The organism is Magnetospirillum sp. LM-5, from assembly GCF_902729445.1.
GTDB lineage: Bacteria > Pseudomonadota > Alphaproteobacteria > Rhodospirillales > Magnetospirillaceae > Magnetospirillum.
In genome coordinates, this window is record NZ_CACVCE010000012.1 from 169537 (window position 1) to 192981 (window position 23445).

A 23445-nucleotide genomic window follows, 5' to 3' on the forward strand; every position below is an offset into this window, starting at 1 on the left:
CGATAACTCCCGCCTGATAGGGTGTTCTGGCTCGGACGTCCGGGCCGGGGATTATTTCTTGTCCAATTCCTGGGCCAGCTCCGGCAGCGCCTTGAACAGGTCGGCGACCAAACCGTAATCGGCGACCTGGAAGATCGGGGCCTCTTCGTCCTTGTTGATGGCGACGATGACCTTGGAATCCTTCATGCCGGCCAGATGCTGGATGGCACCCGAGATGCCGACCGCGACGTAAAGGTCGGGGGCGACGATCTTGCCGGTCTGGCCGACCTGGAAGTCGTTGGGGACGAAACCGGCATCGACGGCGGCGCGCGAGGCACCGACGGCGGCGCCCAGTTTGTCGGCGACGGCCTCGATCAGGGCGAAATTCTCGCCCGAACCCATGCCGCGACCGCCCGAGACGATGATGCGGGCACTGGTCAGTTCGGGCCGTTCCGACTTCGACAGCTGCTGGCCGACAAAGGCCGACAGGCCGGGATCGGCGGCCGGGCTGACCGCCTCGATGGCGGCCGAGCCACCTGTGGTGGCGGCGGCCTCGAAGCCGGTGCCGCGCACGGTGATGATCTTGATGGCATCCTTCGACTGCACGGTGGCCAGCGCGTTGCCGGCATAGATCGGGCGGACGAAGGTGTCGGCCGAGACGACCGCGGTGATGTCGGACAGCTGGGCCACGTCCAGCAGGGCCGCGACTCGGGGCGCGACGTTCTTGCCGGTGGTGGTGGCCGGGGCCAGGATGTGGGTATAGCCGGGCGCCAGGGCCACGATCAGCGCGGCCAAGGGCTCGGCCAGATGGTGTTCCAGGGCCGGCGCCTCGGCGGTCAGCACCTTGGCGATGCCGGCGATCTTGGCGGCTTCGGCGGCGATGGCGGCGACACCTGCGCCGGCCACCAGCACATGGATATCACCCCCGATCTTGGCGGCGGCGGTGACGGTGTTCAAGGTGGCGGACTTCAGCGCGCCGCCTTCGTGTTCAGCGATGACAAGGATGGTCATTTTCAGATCACCTTCGCTTCATTCTTCAGCTTGTCGACCAGGGCGGCGACGTCGGCGACCTTGACGCCGGCCTTGCGCTTGGCCGGCTCTTCGACCTTCAGCGTGACCAGACGCGGGCTGGTATCGACGCCCAGATCGGCCGGGGTCACCGTCTCGATCGGCTTCTTCTTGGCCTTCATGATGTTGGGCAGCGAGGCATAGCGCGGCTCGTTCAGGCGCAGGTCGGTGGTGACCACCGCCGGCAGCTTCAGCGCCACGGTCTCGAGACCGCCATCGACCTCGCGGGTGACGGTGGCCTTGTCGCCCAGTTCCACCTTCGAGGCGAAGGTGCCCTGCGACCAGCCCAGCAGCGCAGCCAGCATCTGGCCGGTCTGGTTGCTGTCGTCGTCGATCGCCTGCTTGCCCAGGATCACCAGGCCCGGCTGTTCCTTGTCGACCAGCGCCTTCAGGGCCTTGGCGACGGCCAGCGGCTGGACCTCTTCGTCGGTCTGGACCAGCACGCCGCGGTCGGCGCCCATGGCCAGCGCGGTGCGGATGGTTTCCTGCGCGGCCACCGGACCCAGCGACACCACCACGATCTCGGTGGCCTTGCCAGCTTCCTTCAGACGCACGGCTTCCTCGACGGCGATTTCGTCGAACGGGTTCATGCTGAACTTGACGTTCGCGGTCTCAACCCCGGAATTATCCGATTTGACGCGGATCTTGACGTTGTAGTCGATGACCCGCTTTACGGCGACCAGTACCTTCATGGTCCTCCTGATCCCTTCGGCAAGGGCCTTGTGCCGTAAATCGGCATTGCAAGGCGGATTTAGCTATTGCATTGCACCATATGCTCGCGCTTTCGCGTTGTCAACGCCAGCCCGCGCAGGGTTTTACAGGCGGTTATCGGTTGGCGCCGGGAACCCACAAAACGTCGCCGGCCGCCTGTTTGTTCAACCAGCGGGCCAGCACGAACAGATGGTCGGACAGCCGGTTGGCATAGGCGATGGCCTGGGGATTGACCGCTTCGGTCTCGGCCAGTTGGGTCATCAGCCGTTCGGCGCGGCGCACCACGGTTCGGCCCAGATGCAGTTGGGCGGCGGCCTCGGTGCCGCCCGGCAGCACGAACGAGGCCAGCGGCGCCAGCTCGGCGTTCATCGCGTCGATCTCGGCTTCCAGGCGGGTCACCTGGCCGGCTGCGATGCGCAGCGCCTGGCCGGGCTGTTCGTCCTCCTTGGAGGGCGTGCACAGATCGGCGCCCAGGTCGAACAGATCGTTCTGGATGCGGGCCAGCATGGAATCGGCCTGGGGGTGGGTGCGGGTGGCCAGGCGGGTGATGCCGATCACCGCGTTGGCCTCGTCCACCGTGCCGTAGGCTTCGACCCTGAGTGCGTGCTTGGGCACGCGGGCGCCGTCGCCCAGCGAGGTTTGGCCCTTGTCGCCGCCCCTGGTATAGATGCGTGTCAACGTGACCATGGTGCGCCACCGAGCTGTTTGGATCGGGCCGCCTTTATGCCATGTTCCGGGGCCGGCTGGCGAGAGCGGGCTTTCCTTGACCGACTTTGCCCCTATAATCGGCCGGATTTTTTCGGGATACCCCATGCGCCTGTCCTTGACCCTCAGTACCTATATCGGCCGCCAGTTCCTGCTGGCGTTCGCGGCGGCGCTGTTGGTGATCGCCGGGGTGATCTTTCTGTTCGACGTGATCGAGCTGATCCGGCGCGCCGCCGGCCGCGGCGATCTGGGCCTTGCCACCCTGATGACCATGGCGGTGCTGAAGCTGCCGCAGATGGTGCACATGATCTTGCCCTTCGCGGTGATGATCGGGGCGATGCTGTCGTTCTGGCGCCTGACCCGGACCCACGAACTGGTGGTGGCCCGGGCGGCGGGCATCTCGGCGTGGGAATTCCTGGCGCCGGTGGTGGCGGTCTCGGTGCTGGTCGGCATCTTCGAGGTGATGGCGGTCAATCCGCTGGGGGCGGCGATGTATGCCCGCTTCCAGCGTATGCAAGACGAGCTTCTGCTCAACAAGTCCGGCTCCTTCGACCTGTCCGAGATCGGCCTGTGGCTGCGCGAGGGCGACGATCGCCGCCAGGTGGTGGTCCACGCCGAGGATGTCCGCCAAGAGGGCCTGGCCTTGCACCTGAAAGAGGTTCACATCTTCCTGTTCGACGGCCCCGATCGTTTTTTCAGGCGGCTGTCGGCGGTGAGCGGGACCCTGGAGAACGGCGCCTTCGCCCTGAAGGACGTCTGGCAGATGGAGGGCGGCAAACCCAGCCAGCATCTCGATCAGATCAGCCTGCCGACCGAATTGACCCTGGAACGGGTGCAAGACAACTTCGCCGCGCCCGAGGCCATGAGCTTCTGGCAATTGCCGGCCTTCATCTCGTTCTTCGAGAAGGCCGGCTTCGCCGCCACCAAGCACCGCATGCATTTCCAGGCCTTGTTGGCGTCGCCCCTGTTGTACGCCTCGATGGTGCTGATCGCCGCCTTGTTCTCGCTCAGGCCCAACATGCGGGCCGGCGGGTTGCTGATCCGGGTCGGCGGCGGAGTCGGGGCCGGCTTCGCCATTTATCTGTTTTCCAAGGTGATTTTCGCTTTCGGCCTGTCCTCGACCCTGCCGCAGATCCTGGCTGCCTGGAGCCCGGCTTTGGTGGCCCTGCTGATCGGGGTCAGCGGCCTGTTCTATCTGGAAGACGGCTGAGGATTGCCAAATTCCAAGGGCGGTGGTAATCCCCGCCCATGCACAGTGACACCCCCTTCTCGCGGCCGGTCCGGCTGGCGACCCTGACGGTCGCCGGGGTGATCGCCTGGCGCTTGGCGATCCTGGCCTTCGCCTCGCCCAACCTGTCGTTCGACGAGGCCCAGTACTGGGCGTGGGCGCAGAATTTCCAACTGGGCTATTACTCGAAGCCGCCGATGGTGGCCTGGGCCATCGCCGGCACCACGGCGCTGTGCGGCGACGGCGAAGGCTGCGTCAAGCTGTCCTCGGTGCTGGCCCATTTGCTGACCGCCGGCCTGCTGTTCCTGCTCGGCCGCGATTTGTGGAACGCCCGGGTCGGTGCCTGGGCCATGGTGGCCTGGGCGACGCTGCCGGCGGTGTCGCTGTCGTCGATGCTGATTTCCACCGACCCCTTCCTGCTGACCTGCTGGACCGGGGCGCTGTGGTGCCTGGTGCGCGGTCGGGCCAGGCCTGAGCGGGTCAGCCGGTGGTGGCTGGGCTTCGGTCTGTTCCTGGGTCTTGGATTGCTGTCGAAATATGCCATGGCCTTCTTCCTGGCCTCGTTGGCTTTGTGGCTGATCTGGGACCGCGAGGCCCGGCCCTTGTGGAAAAGCCGGGGCCTGTGGGCCGGCATCGGCTTGGGGCTGGCGGTCTATGCCCCCAATCTGGTGTGGAACGCGCTGAATGGCTTCGTGTCCTACGAGCACACCAAGGACAACGCCAATCTGGGCGGCACCTTGTTCCACCCGGACAAGATGGCCGAGTTCGTGTTCGGCCAGTTCGCGGTGTTCGGCCCGATCTTGATGGTGGCGCTGGTGATGGCGCTGGTGGCCGGATTCCGGTCGCGGGCCGGTTCGACCGAGCGCCTGTTGGTGTCGTTCGCGGCGCCCGTCTTCCTGGTGATGACCGTCGAAAGCCTGCTGTCGCGCGCCAACGCCAATTGGACCGCGCCGGCCTTCGTCGCCGGGGTCCTGCTGGCGGTGGCGTGGCTGGCTGGCCGGCGCGCGGCGTGGCTGTGGGTGTCGCTGGCCCTGAATCTGGCGGCCATGGGCGGGCTTTATCATTTCGAGACCATCCGTCCGCTCCTGGGCGAAAGGGCGGCCAAGATCGACCCCATGCGGCGCGTGCGCGGCTGGGAGCTGGTCGGCGAGCGGCTGTCGGCGATCCTGGCCGCCCATCCCGGCGCCCGGTTGCTGGGCGACGAACGCAAGATCCTGGCCTCGTTGGTTTATTACGTTCGGCCGCATCCGTTCGATTTCGCCAAGTGGAACCCGGAAGGCCGGGTGCGCGACCATTACGACCAGACCTCCAGCCTGGCCGCTGGCGAGCCCCTGATGATCTACGTCACCCAGAACCCCGAACCCCCGCAGGATGTGATCCGCCGGTTCGATCGGGCCGAGCATATCGACACCATCCGTGACCATATCGACCTTGGCGCGCGCGGTCGGCCGCTGTTGGTGTGGCGGTTGACCGGCTTCAGGGGGTACTAGCTAATGCGGTGGCTGAACGCCTGGTGGGGCTCGATGGAGCGGCACCCCTGGCTGTGGACCCTGGCGGCCTTGGCGCCGCTGGTGTTGTTTCCCCAGATCGATCTGTCGGTGGCGGCCTGGTTCTACGCACCCGAGCAATATGTCTTTCCCGCCCGCAGCGCGCCCTTCCCCGAATGGATCAGGAAGTCGATGCCGGTGGTGCTGTTCGCCGTGGCTGGCGCCGTCGCGATCCTGTGGCTGGCCGGCGAGGCGATGCGGCGTGTGTTCTTAGGCGTCAGCCGCCGGGTGGCGGCCTTTCTGTTGCTGTCGCTGGCCCTGGGGCCGGGGCTGGTGGTCAACCTGATCCTCAAGGACAATTGGGGGCGTCCCCGGCCATCGACGCTGATGGAATTCGGCGGCAAGGCCACCTATGTCCGGCCGCTGATGATCAGCGACCAGTGCGACGACAATTGCTCGTTCACCTCGGGCCATGGCGCCCTGGGCTTCTGGCCGCTGGCCTTCGCCCTGCTGGCGCCGCCTGCCTGGCGGCCCCTTGCCGTGGCGGCAAGCCTGATCTTCGGGGCGGTGGTGGGGCTGGTCCGCATCGCCCAGGGCGGCCATTTCGTCTCGGACGTGGCGTTCTCGGCGGCGATCACCATCGGGCTGATTCTGTGGCTGTACCGCCGGTTGTTGGGCGAGTCATCGAAGAATCATAGGCAATAACCGGCGGATAGGGTTTAAACCCCTAGGCGCGTCGCCGATTCTCGGGTAATGATATAGGTTCAGACTGAGCTGCGCCTGTAGGCAAGGACCGGGATGCCCCACGCATGTGCGTGGGTTTTTGTATTTTCTACCGACGAGAATGACACATGGCTTGGAACCGAGATAATCATGGTAGCCGCTCCCGCGATCGCGGCCGGCGGGACGACTTTGGCAGCGACATGGGCTACGAGCCTCCGCGTAGTACGCCGCGCATGCCCAGCAGCTTCGACCGCCAGGCGGTCAGCCAGGCGAACGTGACCGCCACCGTGAAGTGGTTCAACGCCTCGAAGGGCTTCGGCTTCGTCGCTCCGTCCGACGGTTCGCCCGATGCCTTCCTGCACATCTCGGCTCTCGAGCGCGCTGGTCTGACCCAGGTCGCCGAAGGCACCACTCTTGTTTGCGATCTGGGCCAGGGCAACCGTGGTCCGCAGGTCGTCGCCGTGCACGAGGTTGACGCCTCGACCGCGACCGCCGCTCCGCGCGCTCCGCGCACCGATCGCGGCCCGAGCGAGACCGTCGAAGGCGTGGTCAAGTTCTTCTCGGCCGAGAAGGGCTTTGGCTTCGTCCAGACCGACGAAGGCGGCAAGGACGTGTTCGTCCATATCAAGGCTCTCGAGCGTTCGGGCCTGAAGAACCTGGAAAGCGGTCAGCGGGTGCGTATCACCACCACGCTGGGCCAGAAGGGTCCCCAGGCCGACACCGTCGCCCTGATCTGACGGTCGTCTTATTCGGACAGCCCCCGCGCACGCCGCGCGGGGGCCTGTTCCGATTTTTGCGGCGCCCTTCCGTGGTGAAGGAGGCCAAGCCCGCGCGTGTCGCCGGCAAACTGAACCCATTGCTGTCTTGTTTAATCATCCCAAGCTCCGCCGATGGCGGGAATCTGGCCGGTTTCAGTGCCTCGCCTGCTGAGGAGGCTTGATTTTCCCTCCTCCCTTTGATGTCACCCTCGGGCTTGACCCGAGGGTCCACGCGTCGGGTCAGAAAAGTCATTGGGAACAAAGGGAGTGGCGGAACCGCGTGGATAGCCGGGGCAAGCCCGGCCATGACGGTTGTGGGAAGCGGCCTCGGATCAAGACTTTCCCGGCTAGAGCCGCGAGCATAAAATCCGGATCAGCCTTTCTTGATTGTCATTGCCGGGCTTGACCCGGCAATCCATGGTGGCGAAGCTGCCTCCGGCAGCATGGACCCCCGGATCAAGTCCGGGGGTGACGGCAGAGGGTATGAACCAGATTAAAGGCTCGATGGTCTAGTTTTAGAAAGTTTCTTGCCCAGTGCGATGCAAAAAAGCCTTGCATCGAAATCGGTATTGTCGTACCTAAATACCGTTACTGCTTTGTCTCCCTGAGATGGCGGGATCGGTTCTCCGGTCCCGCCACTTTTTTTCTCAGGATGCCGGCAGTTTCGGCGCCGGCGGGGCCACCTCGGCGGCGGGGCCGTCGGCATCCTCGCCCAATTGCACCGTCTCGATGCGGTCGGCCCGCTTGGCCACCTTTTCGGTGGAAATGCGAATCTGGCGGATGTCTTCCGACGCCTGGCCGAAATGCTTGTCCAGGGCGGCGACACGGTCGTCCAGGCGGCCGATATCGTCCAGCAGCATCCGCACTTCCTTCTGGATCAGGCCGGCCTGCTCGCGCATGCGGGCGTCCTTCAAGACGGCGCGCACGGTGTTCAGCGTCGCCATCAAGGTGGTGGGCGAGACGATCCACACCTTGGCGCGGAAGCTTTTTTCCACCACGTCGGGGAAGTTGGCGTGCAACTCGGCATAGATCGCTTCCGACGGCAGGAACATCAGCGCGGATTCGGCGGTCTGGCCGGGGACGATGTACTTCTCGGCGATGTCCCTGACATGCTTCAAGATGGCAGTGGCAAAGGCGCGGCCGGCCAGGGTGCGTTCCGCATCATCCTTGGCGTTGCGCAACAGGTGGAAGCTTTCCAGCGGGAACTTGGCGTCGATGGCGATCGAGCCGGGGGGATTGGGCAGGTCGAGCAGGCAATCGACGCGCCGGCCGTCGCCCAGCGCGGCCTGGAAGCGATAGGCCGACGGCGGCAGCATGGCGGTGACGATGTCGTTCAGCTGAATCTCGCCAAAGGCGCCGCGCGCCTGCTTGTTGGACAAGATGTCCTGCAGGCTGACCACCTGGGCCGACAATTCGGTGATGTTCTTCTGGGCGGCATCGATGACGGCCAGGCGCTCGCGCAGCTCGTGCAGCGAGGTCGCCTGGCGGTGCGACGCCTGCTGGACGCCGTCATCCAGGCGTTTGGCCATCTCGGCCAGGCGTTCCTCGACGGTCTTGGCCAGGCTGCGTTCCTGGCCCTGCAGCCGCTCGGCCAACAGGCTTTGGGCGGCGGCCTGGCTTTCGGCCAGTTGCGCCAGACGGCCGGTCAGCTGGGCCTGGGCCGCCGCCATGGATTCAATGGCGGCACCGGTCGTGTCGCCACGATTGCGCAAAAGCGCCAGCACCGCCACCACCAGGGCGGCCAACCCCAGTCCCGCCGCCACCATCCATGCCATGTCCACCATCGGCCCCCGTTTCTGCCATCGTCTCGCCGCTTTCATAGCATAGGAATGGTCGAAACCGGAGTTGCCCATGCGTCGAATCCTCGCCCTGCTGATGACCACCGCCTTGCTGCCGCCATTGGCGGCGGCCGATACCATCGTCACCCACGCCGACCGCGCCGCCTTGTCCCTGACCATCACCCAAGCCGGTCAGGCCTTGGTGCGCGATCGCCGGACCGTCACCCTGGACAAGGGCGGCCAGGTGTTGGTGTTCGAGGGCGTCAGCCCCCAGGCGCAGGACGGCAGTGCCTGGTTGTCGGGGGCGGGCTTGCAGACGCGCGAGCAGGCCTTCGCCGTGGGCGGCATCGACGCGGCGCGCCTGCTGGCTGGCGCCATCGGGTCCGAGGTCACCGTGACCTGGCCGGGCGGCCGAGAGGAGCGCGCCACCGTGCTGGCCGCCGACGGCGTCCCGGTGTTTCGCATCAACGGCCGGGTGGTCGCCGGCCAGCCCGAGCGGGTGCTGTACGATGCGCTGCCGGAATCCCTGCGCGCCGCCCCGTCCTTCGTGGCGACGGTCAGCTCTGACCTTACCGGCAAGCGCGAGATCGAGCTGGATTATCTGGCCGGCGGCCTGGACTGGACCGCCGATTACACCGCCGAACTGGCGCCCTCGGGCGACCGCTTGACGCTGACCAGTTGGGCCACCATCGCCAATCAGGGTGGCACCGAATTCACCAATGCCCACCTGCAATTGGTCGCGGGCGAAGTGTCACGCCAGGGGGCGCCTTCGGTACCGATGCGGGCGGCCAAAACCCTGATGGCGGCGGCCGAGGCCATGCCGGCGCGGGAGGAACTGGGGCCGCACCACCTTTACACCATCGCCCAGCCGGTCACCCTGGCCGCCGGCGAGCGCCGCCAGGTCGCCCTGATGGCCCCTGCCAGCCTGGCGGTCGAGCGCAAGCTGGTGCTGGACGGTGCGCCCCACCACGCCTGGCGCGGCCGCTGGGCCGATCGCGCAATGCTGCACCCGCAGGCGCAAATGTCGCTGCGCAATTCCACAGGCCAGCCCCTGCCGGCCGGTACCCTTCGCGTGTACCAGCGGGGCCGCGACGGCCAAGCCAATCTGGTGGGCGAGGATCGGTTGGGGCCGGTCCCGGCCGGGGCAGTCGCCCAGGTCAGCCTGGGCCGCGCCTTCGACGTCACCGCCAGGCGGGTGCAGACCGATTTCCAGAAGGTTTCCGCCGAGATCAGCGAATCGGCCATCGAGGTGCGCCTGGCCAATGGCGGCGAGCGCCCGGCCCGGGTCACCGTGCGCGAATCCTTCGGGCCGGAATGGCTGGTTCTGTCGGAAAGTTCGCCCCACACCAAGGACGATGCCTTCACCGCCAGTTGGGTCATCGAGGTGCCGGCCAAGGGCGAAACGGTGCTGGCGATCCGCGCGCGGGTCAAAGGATAGCTTGACCGATGCTTTCGGCTTCCATATCTCACCAGGGCAGAATTCTCGTGCGTTGAAAGCGTCCCATGGCCCTGTTGGAAATCCTGACCGCCCCCGATCCCCGCCTGACCAAGAAATCCGCCCCGGTCGAGCGGATCGACGACAAGATGCTGCGGCTGATGGACGACATGCTGGACACCATGTACGAGGCCCCGGGCATCGGCCTGGCGGCGCCGCAGGTCGGCGTGCTGTCGCGCATCATCGTCGTCGACATCGCCAAGGACGAGGCCGACCGCGCGCCGCTTCGCATGGCCAATCCGGAAATCGTCTGGGTGTCCGACGACGACAATACCTACGAGGAAGGCTGCCTGTCGGTGCCGGCCCATTACGGCAACGTCACCCGCCCGCGCGCCGTCAAGGTGCGTTATCTGGGCACCGACAACCAAAGCCACGAGATCGAGGCCGACGGGCTGTTGGCCACGGTGCTGCAGCACGAGATGGACCATCTGGACGGCATCTTGTTCATCGACCACATGTCGGCGCTGAAGCGCAACATGATCCTGCGCAAGCTGCTCAAGAGCAAGAAGGACGGCCGGTGAGCCCGATGCGCCTGGCCTTCATGGGCACGCCCGATTTCTCGGTGCCGATCCTGGCCGCGTTGATCGATGCCGGCCATCAGGTGGCGGTGGTCTATTCCCAGCCGCCGCGCCCGGCCGGTCGCGGCCACAAGGAACAGCTGACCCCGGTGCATGCCTTCGCCCAGCAACAGGGCATCATGGTGCGCACGCCGAAAAGCCTGAAGTCCGAAGACGAGCAGCAGGCCTTTCGCGACCTTGATTTGGATGTCGCGGTGGTGGCGGCCTATGGGCTGATCCTGCCGCCTGCCATCCTGGCGGCACCCCGGCGCGGCTGCCTGAACGTCCATGCCTCGCTGTTGCCGCGCTGGCGCGGCGCGGCGCCGATCCAGCGGGCCATCGAGGCCGGCGACACCGAAACCGGCGTCACCATCATGCAGATGGATCAGGGGCTGGATACCGGCGCCATGCTGCTGGTCGAACGGCTGCCGATCACCGCCGCCACCGGAGCGCAAGTCCTGCACGACCAATTGTCGGAGATGGGGGCGCGGCTGATGGTCGACGCCTTGGCCCGGCTGGATCAATTGGTCCCGGTGCCGCAGCCCGAGGATGGGGTAACCTATGCCCGCAAGCTGGCCAAGGACGAAGGAAAGCTGGACTGGACCCGCCCGGCGGCCGAGCTGGACCGGTTGGTCCGCGCCTTCACGCCGTGGCCCGGCGTGTGGTGCGAGGCGGCCGGCGAGCGCCTGAAGGTGCTGGAAGCCAGCCTGGCCGATGCCTCCGGCCCGTCCGGCACGGTGTTGGACGACCAGCTGACGGTGGCCTGCGGCCAGGGGGCCTTGCGCATCCTCAAGGCCCAGCGGCCGGGCAAGGGGCCGATGGCCGCCGCCGATCTGCTGCGCGGCTTTGCTTTGCCGCCCGGCACCCGGCTGGCCTGACCATGCCCCGCTACCGCCTGCTGGTCGAATATGACGGGACGCCCTTCGTCGGCTGGCAGCGGCAACCGCTTGGCGACAGCGTGCAGGGCGTGCTGGAACAGGCCTTGGCCAAATTGTGCGGCCAGCCGGTGATGGTGCAATGCGCCGGCCGCACCGATGCCGGCGTTCACGCCAGCGGCCAGGTCGCCCATGTCGATCTGCCGCGCGAATACTCGGCCGACGCCGTGCGCGACGCCGCCAACTTCCATGCCAAGCCCCATCCGGTGGCTGTGCTGCGGGCCGAGCTGGTGCCCGACGATTTCCACGCCCGCTTTTCGGCGGTGGGCCGCGCCTATGTCTATCGCATCCTCAATCGCCGGGCCCCGTCGGTGCTGGACAAGAATCGGGTGTGGTGGGTGCCGGTCGGGCTGGATGTCCAGCGCATGCAGGACGGCGCCAACCATCTGCTGGGCTGCCACGACTTCACCAGCTTCCGCGCCGCCGCCTGCCAGGCCGCCAGCCCGGTCAAGCATCTGGATGTGCTGGACGTGCGCCGCTGCGGCGAAATGATCGAGATTCACGCCGCCGCCCGCTCGTTCCTGCACCATCAGGTCCGCAACATGGTCGGCACCTTGAAGCTGGTGGGCGAGGGCAAATGGTCGCCCGACGATGTCCGCATCGCGCTGGAAGCCCGCGCCCGCGCCGCCGCCGGCCCGACCGCGCCGCCCGAGGGGCTGTATCTGACCACGGTCAGGTATTGACGAAAGCAGGCCCAGGGGGGGCGGCAATCACCGCCCCCCTGGGACTTCAAGCCGCGCTGCTCAGTGCGCGAATTCGGCGAAGAAGTCGTTGCCCTTGTCGTCGACGACGATGAAGGCCGGGAAATCGACCACTTCGATGCGCCAGATGGCTTCCATGCCCAGTTCGGGGTACTCGATGACCTCGACCTTCTTGATGCAATCCTGGGCCAGGCGGGCGGCGGCGCCGCCGATGGACCCCAGATAGAAGCCGCCATGCTTCTTGCAGGCCTCGGTCACCGCCTTCGAGCGGTTGCCCTTGGCGATCATCAGCATCGAGCCGCCGGCCGCCTGGAACTGTTCGACGTAGGAATCCATGCGACCCGCGGTGGTCGGGCCGAACGAGCCCGACGGCATGCCTTCCGGGGTCTTGGCCGGGCCGGCGTAATAGACGCCCAGCTGCTTGAAATAATCCGGCAGGCCCTCGCCACGGTCCAGGCGTTCTTTCAGCTTGGCGTGGGCGATGTCGCGGGCGACGATCATCGGACCCGACAGCGACACCCGGGTCTTCACCGGATATTGCGACAAGGTCTTGCGGATCTCGTCCATCGGCCGGTTCAGGTCGATCTTGACCACCTCGCCCGACAGCTTGGCCGGATCGATGTCGGGCAGGAACTTGGCGGGGTCCTTCTCCAGCGCCTCGACATAGACGCCGTCCTTGGTGATCTTGCCGAGAATCTGGCGGTCGGCCGAGCACGACACGCCGATCGCCACCGGGCACGAGGCGCCGTGGCGGGGCAGGCGGATGACGCGGACGTCGTGGCAGAAATACTTGCCGCCGAACTGGGCGCCGATGCCCATGTCCTGGGTCATCTTCAACACCACCTGCTCGAGCTCGCGGTCGCGGAAGGCCTGGCCGGCCTTGTTGCCCTTCTCGGGCAGGCTGTCGAGATAGCGGGCACTGGCCAGCTTGACGGTCTTCAGCGTCATTTCCGCCGACAGGCCGCCGATGACGATGGCCAGGTGATAGGGCGGGCAGGCCGAGGTGCCCAGCGTGCGAATCTGCTCGTCCAGGAACTTCAACAGGCTGGTCGGGTTCAGCAGCGCCTTGGTCTGCTGGTACAGGAAGGTCTTGTTGGCCGAGCCGCCGCCCTTGGCCATGAACATGAACTTGTAGGCATCGCCCTCGGTGGCGAACAGGTCGATCTGGGCCGGCAGGTTGGTGCCGGTATTGACCTCTTCGTACATGTCCAACGGCGCGCTTTGCGAATAGCGCAGGTTCAGGTCGGTATAGGCCTTCTGCACGCCTTCCGAGATGGCCGCTTCGTCATTGCCGGTGGAAAAGACCTGCTGGCCCTTCTTGCCCATGACGATGGCGGTGCCGGTATCCTGGCACATCGGCAGCTTGCCGCCGGCGGCGATGCAGGCGTTCTTCAAAAGGTCATAGGCGACGAACCGGTCGTTGGCGCTGGCATCCTTGTCTTCCAGGATGTTCTTCAGCTGCTGCAGGTGACCGGGGCGCAACAGGTGCGAGGTGTCGTGGAACGCCTCGTAGGTCAGGCGGGTGATGGCCTCGGGGGCGACGGTGACGATGGTCTTGCCGTTCAAGGTCGCGGTGCCGACGCCGTCAGCGGTGATCTTGCGATACGGCGTGTCGTCGTGCTGAAGCGGAAACAGCTCGTGATGGACGAAATCGGACATGGGCTTCGCGTCCTTGGGCCAGAGAGGTCAGGGTAGGTTCGGCCCGCCCGCGACGGGTAGGCATCCGGCGAAGGTCAAACACCTTTTTCGCCGACCCGTCAAGGGGACAGGCGGCACTCGGTGCGACCTTTCAACAGATCATAGAGGGCGTCCGGGGCCAGATCGAGACCATTCGGCCATGTCACCGCCCCATGCAGCAGGAAGGCCCGGTCGAACAAGGCGGTGTCGGTCAGCGACGAGAACAACCCCGCCTCGGGCGAGTTGACCAAATCGGCCATGTCGACGACACCCTCGCGCCCGTCGTTGAAGCGAACCCATATCCGATAATCGGCGAGGGGGCGAACGGCGGCAATCCGCCACGACGTGGCCGGGCGCACGGCCGGGCTTACGGCAACGGCGCGATCGCCTTCGGAGACTGCCTGCGGGCACACAGTTCCCAGTCCTCCATCAGTTCGGCGCGGTGTTCCTGCGCCCATTCCAGCACCAAAGCAAGCGCACGCCGGGGCAAATTTCCCTCGATCACGGCAAGGGTCCGGATATCGACAAGCGCTTCGTCCTCGGCATAAAGCGCATGGAAATGAGGCGGCGCATGATCGTTCCAGAACATCTGGATCAGGATGCCATAGAAGGTGCTGAGAGTCGGCACTTCTGATCCGGCCGGCTATTTCTTACGGAAAGCGTCCAGCGCGATGACCTTGCCGTCGCCGCTGCCGGGATTGTCCTCGGACTTGGCGGCGGGGGCGGGCGGGGCCGCGGGCTCGGCCAAGGTGGCGGCCTCCAGCTCGACATCGACCTGGAATTGCAGGCCGAACTTGGCCGACGGGTCGGCGAAGCCGGTCACCGCCGCCAAAGGCACGCGCAGCCGTTCCGACACGCCCGAGAAGGACAGCGTCACCTCGAACTGGTCTTGCGCGACGTCCAGGCCCCAGAATTGGTGCTGCAGGACGATGGTCATCTCGTCGGGGTGGCGGGCCATCAGGGCCGGGCTGATCTGCACCCCGGGGAACCGGGTCCGGAAGGTGATGTAGAAATGGTGGTCGCCGAACAGGCCGTCGCGGGCCGTCACCGACAGGGCGTCGCGCACGACGCCGCGCAGGGCGTCCTCGACCATCTTGTCGTATCTCAGGAAATCATCCGACATATCCAAATCACGTCCCCTTGAAATGGCCGCCGGGTCCGCCGGCGAAGTGGGGGGGCTTCTGTTGCCCGGTGCCCCCCCGAACCGCGCTTACGGGTTAAGCCGCAGCGGCAAGAGCAACGTTGTCGTTGGCACTTGTGAGGATTGACCCGATAACGGTGGTATCATGCCGAGCACAAACCATGCCTTTACTGCCCGCGTCGATCCTGTTTCGCCCCCATGCGCCGGCCGGAACCGGTTGATGGTGGAGGCGCCGGGTACCGCCCCCGGGTCCGCAAAGCCTATTCCACATAGCGTTTAGCGCCATAGCCGGGCGAACCCGGCAAACCCAATATAGAGCAGGAAGGCCGAACATGCCAGCCTTCCTGCCTGGGTCTTTGCTACTCGAAGCTGATCTTCGGTCCCTTCTTGGCACCGCCCTGGATCAGCTGGACCTTGTCCCAGATGGCCTTGGCGATGTCGCGATAGGCCTTGGCGTGCGGCGAAGAGGGCTTGGACACTACGATCGGCTCGCCGCGGTCGGCGGTCTCGCGGATGGCGATGTCCAGCGGCACCTCGCCCAGGAAGTCGCACGACAGCCGGGCCGCTTCCGCCCGGGCGCCGCCATGGCCGAAGATGTGGGCCTCGTCGCCGCATTTGGGGCAGACGTAATAGGACATGTTCTCGATCACGCCCAGCACCGGCACGTCGACCTTGCGGAACATGTTGAGCCCCTTGCGGGCGTCCAGCAGGGCGATGTCCTGCGGCGTCGAGACGATCACCGCGCCGGTCAGCGGCAGGGTCTGGCTGATGGTCAGCTGGGTGTCGCCGGTGCCCGGCGGCATGTCGATGACCATGACGTCCAGCTCGCCCCAGCGCACGTCGCGCAGAAGCTGCTGCAGGGCGCCCATCACCATCGGGCCGCGCCAGATGATCGGGCTGTCCTCCGGCACCAGGAAGCCGATGGACATGCACTTGACGCCGTAATTTTCCATCGGCAGCAGGGTCTGGCCGTCGGGGCTGACCGGGTCGCCGGAAATACCCAGCATGCGCGGCATCGAGGGGCCGTAGATATCGGCGTCGAACAGGCCGACCTTCAGGCCCAGTTGCGCCAGCGCCATGGCCAGGTTGGTCGAGGTGGTCGACTTGCCGACGCCGCCCTTGCCCGAGGCGATGGCGATGATCGACTTGACGCCCGGCAGCAGCGGCGCCTCGGCGCCCGGCTGGCCGTGACCATGGCCGTGGCCATGCCCGCCCTTGGGGCCGCCCATGACGTTGCGCTCGGCGGTCAGCACCGCCGACACCGTCAGCACGCCGGCCAGGTCGTGCACCGCCTTCTCGGCGTCCTTGCGCATCGGCTCCAGCTTGGCGCCGCGCCCGGGCTCGACCTCGATGGCGAAGGCGACGTGACCGTTCTTCACCGTCACGCCGGACACCATCCCCAGGCTGACGATGTCGGCCTTCTTGTCGGGGTCGACGATGGTCTTCAATGCATCAACGACCTGTTGCTCGGTGACTTCGGCCATGAACGTCCTCTTTTTTTGCCAGGGGATAAGCGAAATTGCAGCGAACTCTCATATAAGGGGGACCCGGCGGTTTGGGAAGTCCGCTTGAAAAGGCTTCGGATTTCTCCATATGGGCTCCAACCCGGGGCGTGCGTTGCGCCCGTCCCTGGGGTAGCCTATAAGGCCTGAGTGGGCCAAACAGCGAATGCGAGGAAAAGTATGCCTTGGAATCAAGGGGGTGGCCCCTGGGGCGGTGGCGGTAACAATGGCGGCGGCAATGGCGGCGGCGGCGGTCCGTGGGGACGCGGTCCCGGCGGCGGCCGGCCTGGTCCCGATTTCGAGGAAATGATCCGCAAGGGCCAGGAGCGCCTGAAGAAGGCGGTGCCGCCCGGCCGTTTCTCGGGCGGGACCGGCCTGATGGTCGTGGCCGCGCTGGGCGTGGCGGCGTGGCTGGCCACCGGCATCTATCGCGTCAACCCCGACGAACAAGGCGTGGTGTTGCGCTTCGGCAAGTGGGTCGATACCACCGAACCTGGCCTGCGCTATCATCTGCCCTATCCGATCGAGACGGTGATGCTGCCCAAGGTCACCAAGATCAACCAGCTGCAATTGGGCTTCCGTTCGGCGGTGGATACCCGCTTCGAGCAGCGCCAGGGCGCGACCCGCGACGTGCCCGAGGAAAGCCGCATGCTGACCGGCGACGAAAACATCGTCGAGGCCGACTTCACCGTGTTCTGGCAGATCAAGGACGCCGGCAAGTTCCTGTTCAACGTGCGCGATGCCGAAGGCACCGTGAAGGTCGCGGCCGAAAGCTCGATGCGCGACGTCATCGGCCGCAGCCCGATCCAGGCCGCCCTGTCCGACAAGCGCCAGCCCATCGCCGACGCCGCCAAGATCGAATTGCAGCGCCTGCTGGATTCCTATGACGCCGGTATCCTGGTCACCCAGGTCCAGCTGCAGAAGGTCGAGCCGCCGGCCGCGGTCATCGACGCCTTCAACGACGTCCAGCGCGCCCGCGCCGACCAGGAACGCGCCCGCAACGAGGCCGAGGCCTATCGCAACGACATCATCCCGCGCGCCCGCGGCGAGGTCGAGAAGCTGGTCCAGGAGGCCGAGGCCTACAAGGAGCAGGTGGTCAACCAGGCCGAAGGCGAGGTCAAGCGCTTCCTGGCGCTCTACAACGCCTGGAAGCAGGCCTCGGACGTCACCGAGCGCCGCCTGTACCTGGAAACCATGGAAGAGATCATGAAGGGTGCCCCCAAGGTGATCATCGATCCGTCGGCCAAGGGGGCGCAAGGCGTGGTCCCCTATATGGCCCTGCCTGAATTGAAGAAATCCCAAGCCGGTGCCGGAGGTGCCCGATGAACCGCACCTTGCCCGCCATCCTGGTGGCCATCGGCCTGCTGGCCGTCCTGGCCGGATCGTCGCTGTTCGTCGTCACCCAGGCAGAACAGGCGCTGGTGCTGCGCCTGGGCGCACACCGCGCCACCATCAAGGAGCCCGGCCTGCACTTCAAGCTGCCGTTCATCGAGGATGTCGTCCGCTACGACCTGCGCCTGCTGGCGCTGGAGCCGCCGGCGGAAGAGATCACCTTGAACGACCAGAAGCGCATCGTGGTCGATACCTTCACCCGCTACCGCATCGCCGACCCCCTGAAGTACTATCAGGCCCTGCGCAACGAGACCACCGCCCGCGGACAGATGTCCCAGGTCGTGACCTCGGCGCTGCGCCGCGTGCTGGGTCAGGTGATGCTGCCCAGCCTGTTGTCCGACGAACGCGCCAAGATCATGGAAGATATCCAGAAGGAAGTGGCCGAACGGGCTGCCCCCTACGGCATCACCATCGTCGACGTGCGCATCCGCCGCGCCGACCTGCCCGACGAAATCAGCCAGTCGATCTATGACCGCATGAAGTCGGAACGCGAGCGCCAGGCCAAGGAATTGCGGGCGCAAGGGTACGAATGGGGCCAGCAGATCCGCTCGCGCGCCGATCGCGAACGCACGGTGATCCTGGCCGAGGCGGCGCGCCAGGCCAACTTCCTGCGGGCCCAGGGCGACACCGAATCCTCGCGCATCTATAACGATGCCTATGGCCGTGACGCCCGGTTCTACGACTTCTACCGCTCGCTCGAGGCCTATCGCAAGGCGCTGGGCGAGGGCACGACCATGGTGTTGTCGCCGGACAGCCAGTTCTTCCGTCACTTCCAGGGGCCCAGTCATCGGTGACCGACTTCCTGACCGCGTTGTGTCTGGCGATGGTGATCGAGGGCGTGGTCTACGCCCTCTTTCCCGCCGGCATGCAGCGCCTGATGGGGCAGATCCAGTCGCTGCCGCCCACCTTCCTGCGGGTGTTCGGCCTGGTGGCGGCCACCGCCGGGGTGGCCGGCGCCTGGCTGATCCGTTCTTCCGCCTTGATTGTGCCTTAGTTTCGGACAAAGCTTCCGGGTGATCTCGAGTAAGGGTTAATACGAGCATGTCCCATCGGTCCCGTGTGAAAGCCCAATCCGTCGATATCCGCCCCCTGGCCTGGCTGGCCGGTCTGGCGGTGGCGACCGCCCTGCTGCTGCAGGTTTCCGTCGCCCATGGCCGCGAGGCCCCGGCCGGTTTCGCCGATCTGGCGGAAAAACTGCTGCCGGCGGTGGTCAACATTTCGACCACCCAGACCATCAAGAATCCCGAGCGCGTCCCCGAGATGCCGCAATTCCCGCCCGGCTCGCCGTTCGAGGATTTCTTCAAGGAATTCTTCGAGCGCCAGATGCGCCCCGACAATTCGCCCAAGCGGGCGACCTCGCTGGGGTCGGGCTTCATCATCGATTCCGCTGGATACGTGGTGACCAACGCCCACGTCATCGCCGACGCCGACGAGATCACCGTGACGCTTCACGATGATGCCGCCTACAAGGCCAGTCTGGTCGGCCGCGACAGCAAGACCGACCTGGCGGTCTTGAAGTTCGATCCCGGCAAGAAGGCGCTGACCGCCGTCCCCTTCGGCAATTCCGACATTGCCCGCGTCGGCGACTGGGTGGTGGCGATCGGCAATCCGTTCGGCCTGGGCGGCACGGTGACCGCCGGCATCGTCTCGGCCCGCGCCCGCGACATCAATGCCGGCCCCTACGACGATTTCCTGCAGACCGACGCCTCGATCAATCGCGGCAATTCCGGCGGTCCGATGTTCAATCTGGCCGGCGAGGTGATCGGCATCAACACCGCCATCTTCTCGCCGTCGGGCGGCTCGATCGGCATCGGTTTCGCCATCCCGTCCAGCCTGGCCAAGCCGGTGGTCGAGGATCTGAAGAAGCATGGCAAGACCCGGCGCGGCTGGCTGGGCGTGCGCATCCAGTCGCTGGACCAGGAACTGGCCGAATCGCTGGGCCTGCCCGATTCCAAGGGGGCCTTGGTGTCCAGCCTGAATGCCGGCGGTCCGGCCTCGAAGTCGACCATCAAGCCGCAAGACGTCATCTTGAAGTTCGACGGCCGCGAGGTCACCGAGATGCGCAAGCTGCCGCGCATCGTCGCCGAGACGCCGATCGGCAAGAAGGTGACGGTCGAGGTGTGGCGCGACGGCAAGCGGACCACCGCCGAAGTGGTGGTGGGCGAGTTGCCCGAGGAGCCCGAGGAAGTGGCCAAGGGGCCGGAAAAGGGCCAGGCCCCGGCCGCCGGACAAAGTGTTGCCGGCACCGGTCTGGTGGTGGCGGCGGTGACGCCGCAACTGCGCGAGCGCTTCGGCCTGGACGAGGACGTCAAGGGCGTGGTGGTCACCGAGGTCAAGGACGGCCCGGCGATGGAAAAGGGCATGAAGCCCGGCGACGTCATCATCGAGGCGGCCAACAAGCCGGTCCGCACGCCGGGCGACCTGGCCAAGGCGGTCGAGGCCGCCAAGTCCGCCGGCCAGAAGTTCCTGCTGCTGCGGGTCGAGAACCCGCAGGCCCTGCGCTATGTCGCGCTGCCGCTGGCCGAGGGCAAGAGGAAGTAGGGGCCGAAGGAAAGAAGACGTCGGGAAAGGGGGCTTCGGCCCCCTTTTTCATGTCGTGGCTATTGGGGTAAGGCGGGTGGCGACTTCATGGGAAGAGGGGTGTCCGTTTAACGGCGGCGGTGTGGGCGGAAGTTGGAATTAAGTGCAGTGTCAGCGGAACCCTAATGGCGTCGCCGTTGCGGTGGCACGCCACCTCTCCGTTTAATTCCAGCGCCAATTCTAAAAATATCGGGAAAGTTAAGCTTCCCGTTATCTCGAATTTCTAGGACACCAATTTCGGCAAGAGCATTTTTCAAAGACTCTTCCTCATCTTGGTCAAGAAGTTGCGCTATGGCTAGTTCTAGGGGGGCTCGTATGCCTCTATATTTTGTGAGTATGTCTTCTACCGTGCCGTTATGTTTCCACAACGTTAGTACAGTGGGCGGGTCGCACGGGACAAGAATTCCGCGAAGTGGTGCCAATGCATCGGGCACCCAAGGATAGTCCTCTCCAATTTCGGCGACACGCACTCCAGAGGCCTGTCGAACGCCATCCTGTAGTGCTTCCGGTGTAAAGACCAGCTCCTCTGCCCCGGAATTGAACGTGGACGCGACCTTTACGGCCTTCAGAAAGGCACGAGGGGACACCTCTCCGTATCCATCTGCAAGGTGTGTGGGGACCCAGGAATAGGGAACGCCTCGCCGAGGGTCCTGGCCCATGAATTCTCCGGCGAGAAGCGCAAATGTTTCACGCTGTACGGCGGGGTCATAGGTTAGGCGTGCGGCATTTGTCTTGCCCACAAGCGATGCAACAACGGGGGCTGAGTCAGGGGCCCGCATAAGATGATGGAAAAATAAGCCATACAGATCACAATTTTCCCATTCAAGTACAACTCGTTCGCCGTATATCTTTGATGCGTCTGGGAATTGAAAAAGTCCTTTATTGCTTGCCTGGTCGGGCCGCATGAATATTTTTGCACGGATGTTGTTATATTTTTTCAGTGCGAGAGCGCACCTGAGTATTCCTTGAGTGATTTCCAGAATATCTCGCCAATCATCGGCAAGCTGGTCGAGCTCATCGAAAAGAATGAGGGCTGCCGAACCCTTTCTTTCGAGCGACGCATCGGCCTCTCGGAAAAGCGATTTCATTGCCTCGGGGTTTGAGCGAGCCCATGCGACCGCCTCCTTTAGGGGAAGCGGCAACTTTATGCTGGTTAACTTGGATAAACTCTTTGCAACAACGACCCGCCAGACAGTTTCCCATGGAACTTTTTTTCCAAGTGTTTTCAGTATTTCCTTATCTGGAGCAGATGTGTTGCCAACAGTTTCTGGAAACGCCACAAATACTTTATGACGCTCAAGATCGTATAATTTTCCAGAAGCTTTGTAGGTGTCGGCGACCCTTTCGCGAATCTTGGGTTGAGAGAGCGCGCCAGCCCAGAAGCTCTTTCCCATGCCCCGATTGCCGATTACCAATGTGCGCCTCGGGTCGAGTGCGTCATGATGGCCGGGCGGGCAAAACACCTGCTCCAACGAAGGAGGGTGTCCCGCTCGCGATGCTGCGAGATCGGGGAGGAGCTTTATGGCGTTCTTGATGGTAGCAACTTGGTTGGGTTTCATGCCTCATCCCCCTGCCGCAGGGTGTCCCTCTTCGAGCAATTGCTTCGTTCGCGCCAGAAAGTCGCCGAATGGGCCCCTGTAAACATCCTCGTCAAGTTGCGTGCGGTCGTCGACTGGATCAAAGGCGTCATAATCGGGGTGCTGCGCAATATGGAGCGCGTCGTGAGGGATGCCAAGCCCTGTGCTATCTGGCGCAAAGCTGAATAATCCGTCGGTTGCAGATGGATCGTCTTGGTCATAGAGTTCGTCCAAGCAAAGCTCATAAAGTCTATCTCTAAAGCTCTGCCGCTTCTGGCGAGAGGACGATGCTTTGGCATGTACAAACGCAATCCTTGAGCGCCAATCGCTACCAATGCTTTCGCCAACACCCCAGCTATTGACAAGGTGCGCGAGCATGTAGCGGTAGCCGCGGAAGGTCTGTTGTTGGTCGGTGCCAAATAAGAGAATGGTATGGGCTCCAATCCCAAAAAGAGCGGCAGCGCTTAATTCAGCTAGCCCTGCTCTCGCATCGACCAATACCACGTCATATTTCTCTCTTGCACAGAAGAGGTCGACCATCGCTTTGACGTTTTCGGCAACCGACAGCCGCGTGCCGTCGGTGTCGATGCGCTCGACCATGCTTCGAGACAGCTTGGCCATCATGTTCGCGGGGTTTTCGTCCGTGATGCGCCCCGCAGCAGGCAAAACGTGGACCAATCCCTTCACTAAGGGGCTCACGCCAACAAAATCGACCAACTCGTCGTCGTTAACTGTCCCGATGCTGGTCTCAATTAGGTAGTCAATAACGCCGTACCGCGGGCGAAGGTCATTTCTCAAATCCTCCGAGGCCGGTAGAAGCAGGAAGCCGGCACCGGGCGCTTCCAAATCGAGATCTACGACCAGAACCTTTTTTCCGCTTTCCGCCAATTCGGCAGCCAAAACCGCGATTGCGGTTGAACGCCCCACCCCGCCTTTGAGGGAGCCAAACACAAGGCGCGGGGGTGTGGTTTTGGGCATGAACACTGGATCGCGGAGCCAGTCTGCCCCAACAAGTCGGCGATCGATGAAATGAAAGTCAGCCCACTGCCCGTCCACTTCCAATCCTGAAAGTCGGACGGAGGGGTCGTTTGCCAGATGTTGAGCCAATGCGCCCGCCACTACCGGGGTAGGGGCTGCGTAATCTCCCAGCCCATCGATGATGGCTTGGGCTAGCCCGTCAGGTGCCCCGTTGCCTGTGCATGCGATAAGCAGGCGTCCAGTTGTTTCACGGAGGAGGGTGACGGAGGAATCTGCCGCATTCACTCCTGCTTGGCGGAGAATGCGGATCAGATTAGGGAGGCTGTCGTCAAATTTCGTTGCCATTTCACACTACCAAGTGAAGCAGAAGGTCGGCCGCGTCTGCTCGGAATTGGGCAAGCGTGGCTGCCGTAACAGGCGTATAGCTTGGATCAGCATATCGGATATCTATATGCCATCCTTTGAAACGGTTC

General features: G+C 64.6%; 23 protein-coding genes and 1 other RNA gene. 12 read left to right on the forward strand and 12 right to left on the reverse strand.

The features are described from left to right. Positions 1-51: 51 nt before the first annotated feature. The 3 genes from MTBLM5_RS06875 to MTBLM5_RS06885 all read right to left on the reverse strand — a co-directional run bounded on the left by MTBLM5_RS06875 (position 52) and on the right by MTBLM5_RS06885 (position 2445). Positions 52-990 (reverse strand): electron transfer flavoprotein subunit alpha/FixB family protein, encoded by a 939-nt coding sequence (locus MTBLM5_RS06875; protein WP_173975016.1) that lies wholly within the window; start codon positions 988-990, stop codon positions 52-54. Positions 991-992: 2 nt separating this feature from the next. Continuing rightward, positions 993-1739 carry an electron transfer flavoprotein subunit beta/FixA family protein gene (locus tag MTBLM5_RS06880; protein WP_173975017.1) on the reverse strand — a complete coding sequence of 249 codons (747 nt, stop codon included), beginning with the start codon at positions 1737-1739 and terminating at the stop codon, positions 993-995. Between the two features lie 133 nt (positions 1740-1872). Next, complete coding sequence (locus tag MTBLM5_RS06885) at positions 1873-2445, reverse strand: cob(I)yrinic acid a,c-diamide adenosyltransferase (protein WP_173975018.1); 573 nt, start codon at positions 2443-2445, stop codon at positions 1873-1875. Positions 2446-2569: 124 nt separating this feature from the next. Here MTBLM5_RS06885 and lptG point away from each other — a divergent pair, with 124 nt between their 5' ends. From lptG to MTBLM5_RS19110, 4 genes are all read left to right on the forward strand, one after another. Then, positions 2570-3673 (forward strand): LPS export ABC transporter permease LptG, encoded by a 1104-nt coding sequence (gene lptG, locus MTBLM5_RS06890; protein WP_173975019.1) that lies wholly within the window; start codon positions 2570-2572, stop codon positions 3671-3673. A gap of 38 nt (positions 3674-3711) precedes the next feature. Further along, positions 3712-5181: a glycosyltransferase family 39 protein gene (locus tag MTBLM5_RS06895; protein WP_173975020.1), complete on the forward strand. Its 1470-nt coding sequence runs from the start codon at positions 3712-3714 to the stop codon at positions 5179-5181. Between the two features lie 3 nt (positions 5182-5184). After that, positions 5185-5883, forward strand: a complete 699-nt coding sequence (locus tag MTBLM5_RS06900) for a phosphatase PAP2 family protein (RefSeq protein ID WP_173975021.1) — start codon at positions 5185-5187, stop codon at positions 5881-5883. A gap of 251 nt (positions 5884-6134) precedes the next feature. After that, entirely contained in the window at positions 6135-6638 is a 504-nt protein-coding gene (locus tag MTBLM5_RS19110) for a cold-shock protein (RefSeq protein ID WP_068503938.1), read from the forward strand. Positions 6639-7306: 668 nt separating this feature from the next. On the opposite strand, the gene MTBLM5_RS06910 is transcribed toward MTBLM5_RS19110, so the two are convergent. After that, positions 7307-8512: a DNA recombination protein RmuC gene (locus tag MTBLM5_RS06910; RefSeq protein ID WP_305792051.1), complete on the reverse strand. Its 1206-nt coding sequence runs from the start codon at positions 8510-8512 to the stop codon at positions 7307-7309. Here MTBLM5_RS06910 and MTBLM5_RS06915 point away from each other — a divergent pair. The 4 genes from MTBLM5_RS06915 (at position 8511) to truA (ending at position 12107) form a co-directional block, all read left to right on the forward strand. Continuing rightward, a complete protein-coding gene (locus MTBLM5_RS06915; RefSeq protein ID WP_173975023.1) occupies positions 8511-9875 on the forward strand; it encodes a DUF4139 domain-containing protein in 1365 nt (454 codons plus the stop codon). The two genes, MTBLM5_RS06910 and MTBLM5_RS06915, sit on opposite strands and share 2 nt — an antisense overlap. Positions 9876-9940: 65 nt before the next feature. Beyond that, entirely contained in the window at positions 9941-10453 is a 513-nt protein-coding gene (gene def / locus MTBLM5_RS06920) for a peptide deformylase (protein ID WP_173975024.1), read from the forward strand. A gap of 5 nt (positions 10454-10458) precedes the next feature. Next, positions 10459-11367 carry a methionyl-tRNA formyltransferase gene (gene fmt, locus MTBLM5_RS06925; protein ID WP_173975179.1) on the forward strand — a complete coding sequence of 303 codons (909 nt, stop codon included), beginning with the start codon at positions 10459-10461 and terminating at the stop codon, positions 11365-11367. A gap of 2 nt (positions 11368-11369) precedes the next feature. Further along, on the forward strand, positions 11370-12107 hold the full coding sequence (gene truA, locus MTBLM5_RS06930; protein ID WP_173975025.1) for a tRNA pseudouridine(38-40) synthase TruA: 738 nt from the start codon (positions 11370-11372) through the stop codon (positions 12105-12107). A gap of 60 nt (positions 12108-12167) precedes the next feature. Here truA and MTBLM5_RS06935 read toward each other — a convergent pair whose 3' ends face one another. The 6 genes from MTBLM5_RS06935 to apbC form a co-directional block, all read right to left on the reverse strand. After that, complete coding sequence (locus MTBLM5_RS06935) at positions 12168-13784, reverse strand: fumarate hydratase (RefSeq protein ID WP_173975026.1); 1617 nt, start codon at positions 13782-13784, stop codon at positions 12168-12170. A 98-nt stretch (positions 13785-13882) separates the two neighbouring features. Next, positions 13883-14260 carry a DUF2442 domain-containing protein gene (locus MTBLM5_RS06940; protein ID WP_173975027.1) on the reverse strand — a complete coding sequence of 126 codons (378 nt, stop codon included), beginning with the start codon at positions 14258-14260 and terminating at the stop codon, positions 13883-13885. Beyond that, the gene (locus MTBLM5_RS06945) at positions 14170-14430 is read right to left on the reverse strand and encodes a DUF4160 domain-containing protein (protein WP_173975028.1); all 261 of its coding nucleotides are present in this window, start codon (positions 14428-14430) and stop codon (positions 14170-14172) included. The genes MTBLM5_RS06940 and MTBLM5_RS06945 overlap by 91 nt, the downstream gene beginning before the upstream one ends. Before the next feature lie 15 nt (positions 14431-14445). After that, a complete protein-coding gene (locus MTBLM5_RS06950; RefSeq protein ID WP_173975181.1) occupies positions 14446-14925 on the reverse strand; it encodes an SspB family protein in 480 nt (159 codons plus the stop codon). Between the two features lie 45 nt (positions 14926-14970). Then, positions 14971-15285: a transfer-messenger RNA gene (gene ssrA, locus MTBLM5_RS06955) on the reverse strand. A gap of 17 nt (positions 15286-15302) precedes the next feature. Beyond that, positions 15303-16427, reverse strand: coding sequence for an iron-sulfur cluster carrier protein ApbC (gene apbC, locus MTBLM5_RS06960; RefSeq protein ID WP_173975029.1), 1125 nt, complete (start codon positions 16425-16427; stop codon positions 15303-15305). Positions 16428-16625: 198 nt separating this feature from the next. Here apbC and hflK point away from each other — a divergent pair, with 198 nt between their 5' ends. From hflK to MTBLM5_RS06980, 4 genes are read left to right on the forward strand one after another with little or no spacing between them, the layout of a single operon-like run. Continuing rightward, positions 16626-17771 carry an FtsH protease activity modulator HflK gene (gene hflK, locus MTBLM5_RS06965; RefSeq protein WP_173975030.1) on the forward strand — a complete coding sequence of 382 codons (1146 nt, stop codon included), beginning with the start codon at positions 16626-16628 and terminating at the stop codon, positions 17769-17771. Further along, entirely contained in the window at positions 17768-18631 is an 864-nt protein-coding gene (gene hflC / locus MTBLM5_RS06970; RefSeq protein WP_173975031.1) for a protease modulator HflC, read from the forward strand. Before hflK ends, hflC begins: the two co-directional genes overlap by 4 nt. Continuing rightward, positions 18628-18831 carry a DUF2065 domain-containing protein gene (locus MTBLM5_RS06975; RefSeq protein WP_173975032.1) on the forward strand — a complete coding sequence of 68 codons (204 nt, stop codon included), beginning with the start codon at positions 18628-18630 and terminating at the stop codon, positions 18829-18831. The genes hflC and MTBLM5_RS06975 overlap by 4 nt, the downstream gene beginning before the upstream one ends. Positions 18832-18878: 47 nt before the next feature. Further along, positions 18879-20378: a DegQ family serine endoprotease gene (locus tag MTBLM5_RS06980; RefSeq protein WP_173975033.1), complete on the forward strand. Its 1500-nt coding sequence runs from the start codon at positions 18879-18881 to the stop codon at positions 20376-20378. A 161-nt stretch (positions 20379-20539) separates the two neighbouring features. On the opposite strand, the gene MTBLM5_RS06985 is transcribed toward MTBLM5_RS06980, so the two are convergent. Then, positions 20540-21976 carry a hypothetical protein gene (locus MTBLM5_RS06985; RefSeq protein WP_173975035.1) on the reverse strand — a complete coding sequence of 479 codons (1437 nt, stop codon included), beginning with the start codon at positions 21974-21976 and terminating at the stop codon, positions 20540-20542. Between the two features lie 3 nt (positions 21977-21979). Beyond that, on the reverse strand, positions 21980-23317 hold the full coding sequence (locus MTBLM5_RS06990; RefSeq protein WP_173975037.1) for a KGGVGR-motif variant AAA ATPase: 1338 nt from the start codon (positions 23315-23317) through the stop codon (positions 21980-21982). Between the last annotated feature and the right edge of the window lie 128 nt (positions 23318-23445).

What these genes read in the sequence shown, in the direction of transcription:
- MTBLM5_RS06990 (WP_173975037.1), bottom strand. Translation starts at nt 23,317, where the DNA reads ATGGCAACGAAATTTGACGACAGCCTCCCTAATCTGATCCGCATTCTC.
- MTBLM5_RS06880 (WP_173975017.1), bottom strand. Translation starts at nt 1,739, where the DNA reads ATGAAGGTACTGGTCGCCGTAAAGCGGGTCATCGACTACAACGTCAAG.
- MTBLM5_RS06910 (WP_305792051.1), bottom strand. Translation starts at nt 8,512, where the DNA reads ATGGGCAACTCCGGTTTCGACCATTCCTATGCTATGAAAGCGGCGAGA.
- fmt (WP_173975179.1), top strand. Translation starts at nt 10,459, where the DNA reads ATGCGCCTGGCCTTCATGGGCACGCCCGATTTCTCGGTGCCGATCCTG.
- apbC (WP_173975029.1), bottom strand. Translation starts at nt 16,427, where the DNA reads ATGGCCGAAGTCACCGAGCAACAGGTCGTTGATGCATTGAAGACCATC.
- MTBLM5_RS19110 (WP_068503938.1), top strand. Translation starts at nt 6,135, where the DNA reads ATGCCCAGCAGCTTCGACCGCCAGGCGGTCAGCCAGGCGAACGTGACC.
- MTBLM5_RS06875 (WP_173975016.1), bottom strand. Translation starts at nt 990, where the DNA reads ATGACCATCCTTGTCATCGCTGAACACGAAGGCGGCGCGCTGAAGTCC.
- MTBLM5_RS06900 (WP_173975021.1), top strand. Translation starts at nt 5,185, where the DNA reads ATGCGGTGGCTGAACGCCTGGTGGGGCTCGATGGAGCGGCACCCCTGG.
- lptG (WP_173975019.1), top strand. Translation starts at nt 2,570, where the DNA reads ATGCGCCTGTCCTTGACCCTCAGTACCTATATCGGCCGCCAGTTCCTG.
- MTBLM5_RS06915 (WP_173975023.1), top strand. Translation starts at nt 8,511, where the DNA reads ATGCGTCGAATCCTCGCCCTGCTGATGACCACCGCCTTGCTGCCGCCA.
- MTBLM5_RS06980 (WP_173975033.1), top strand. Translation starts at nt 18,879, where the DNA reads ATGTCCCATCGGTCCCGTGTGAAAGCCCAATCCGTCGATATCCGCCCC.
- MTBLM5_RS06895 (WP_173975020.1), top strand. Translation starts at nt 3,712, where the DNA reads ATGCACAGTGACACCCCCTTCTCGCGGCCGGTCCGGCTGGCGACCCTG.
- hflC (WP_173975031.1), top strand. Translation starts at nt 17,768, where the DNA reads ATGAACCGCACCTTGCCCGCCATCCTGGTGGCCATCGGCCTGCTGGCC.
- MTBLM5_RS06935 (WP_173975026.1), bottom strand. Translation starts at nt 13,784, where the DNA reads ATGTCCGATTTCGTCCATCACGAGCTGTTTCCGCTTCAGCACGACGAC.
- def (WP_173975024.1), top strand. Translation starts at nt 9,941, where the DNA reads ATGGCCCTGTTGGAAATCCTGACCGCCCCCGATCCCCGCCTGACCAAG.
- MTBLM5_RS06940 (WP_173975027.1), bottom strand. Translation starts at nt 14,260, where the DNA reads ATGGGCGCAGGAACACCGCGCCGAACTGATGGAGGACTGGGAACTGTG.
- truA (WP_173975025.1), top strand. Translation starts at nt 11,370, where the DNA reads ATGCCCCGCTACCGCCTGCTGGTCGAATATGACGGGACGCCCTTCGTC.
- MTBLM5_RS06885 (WP_173975018.1), bottom strand. Translation starts at nt 2,445, where the DNA reads ATGGTCACGTTGACACGCATCTATACCAGGGGCGGCGACAAGGGCCAA.
- MTBLM5_RS06950 (WP_173975181.1), bottom strand. Translation starts at nt 14,925, where the DNA reads ATGTCGGATGATTTCCTGAGATACGACAAGATGGTCGAGGACGCCCTG.
- hflK (WP_173975030.1), top strand. Translation starts at nt 16,626, where the DNA reads ATGCCTTGGAATCAAGGGGGTGGCCCCTGGGGCGGTGGCGGTAACAAT.
- MTBLM5_RS06985 (WP_173975035.1), bottom strand. Translation starts at nt 21,976, where the DNA reads ATGAAACCCAACCAAGTTGCTACCATCAAGAACGCCATAAAGCTCCTC.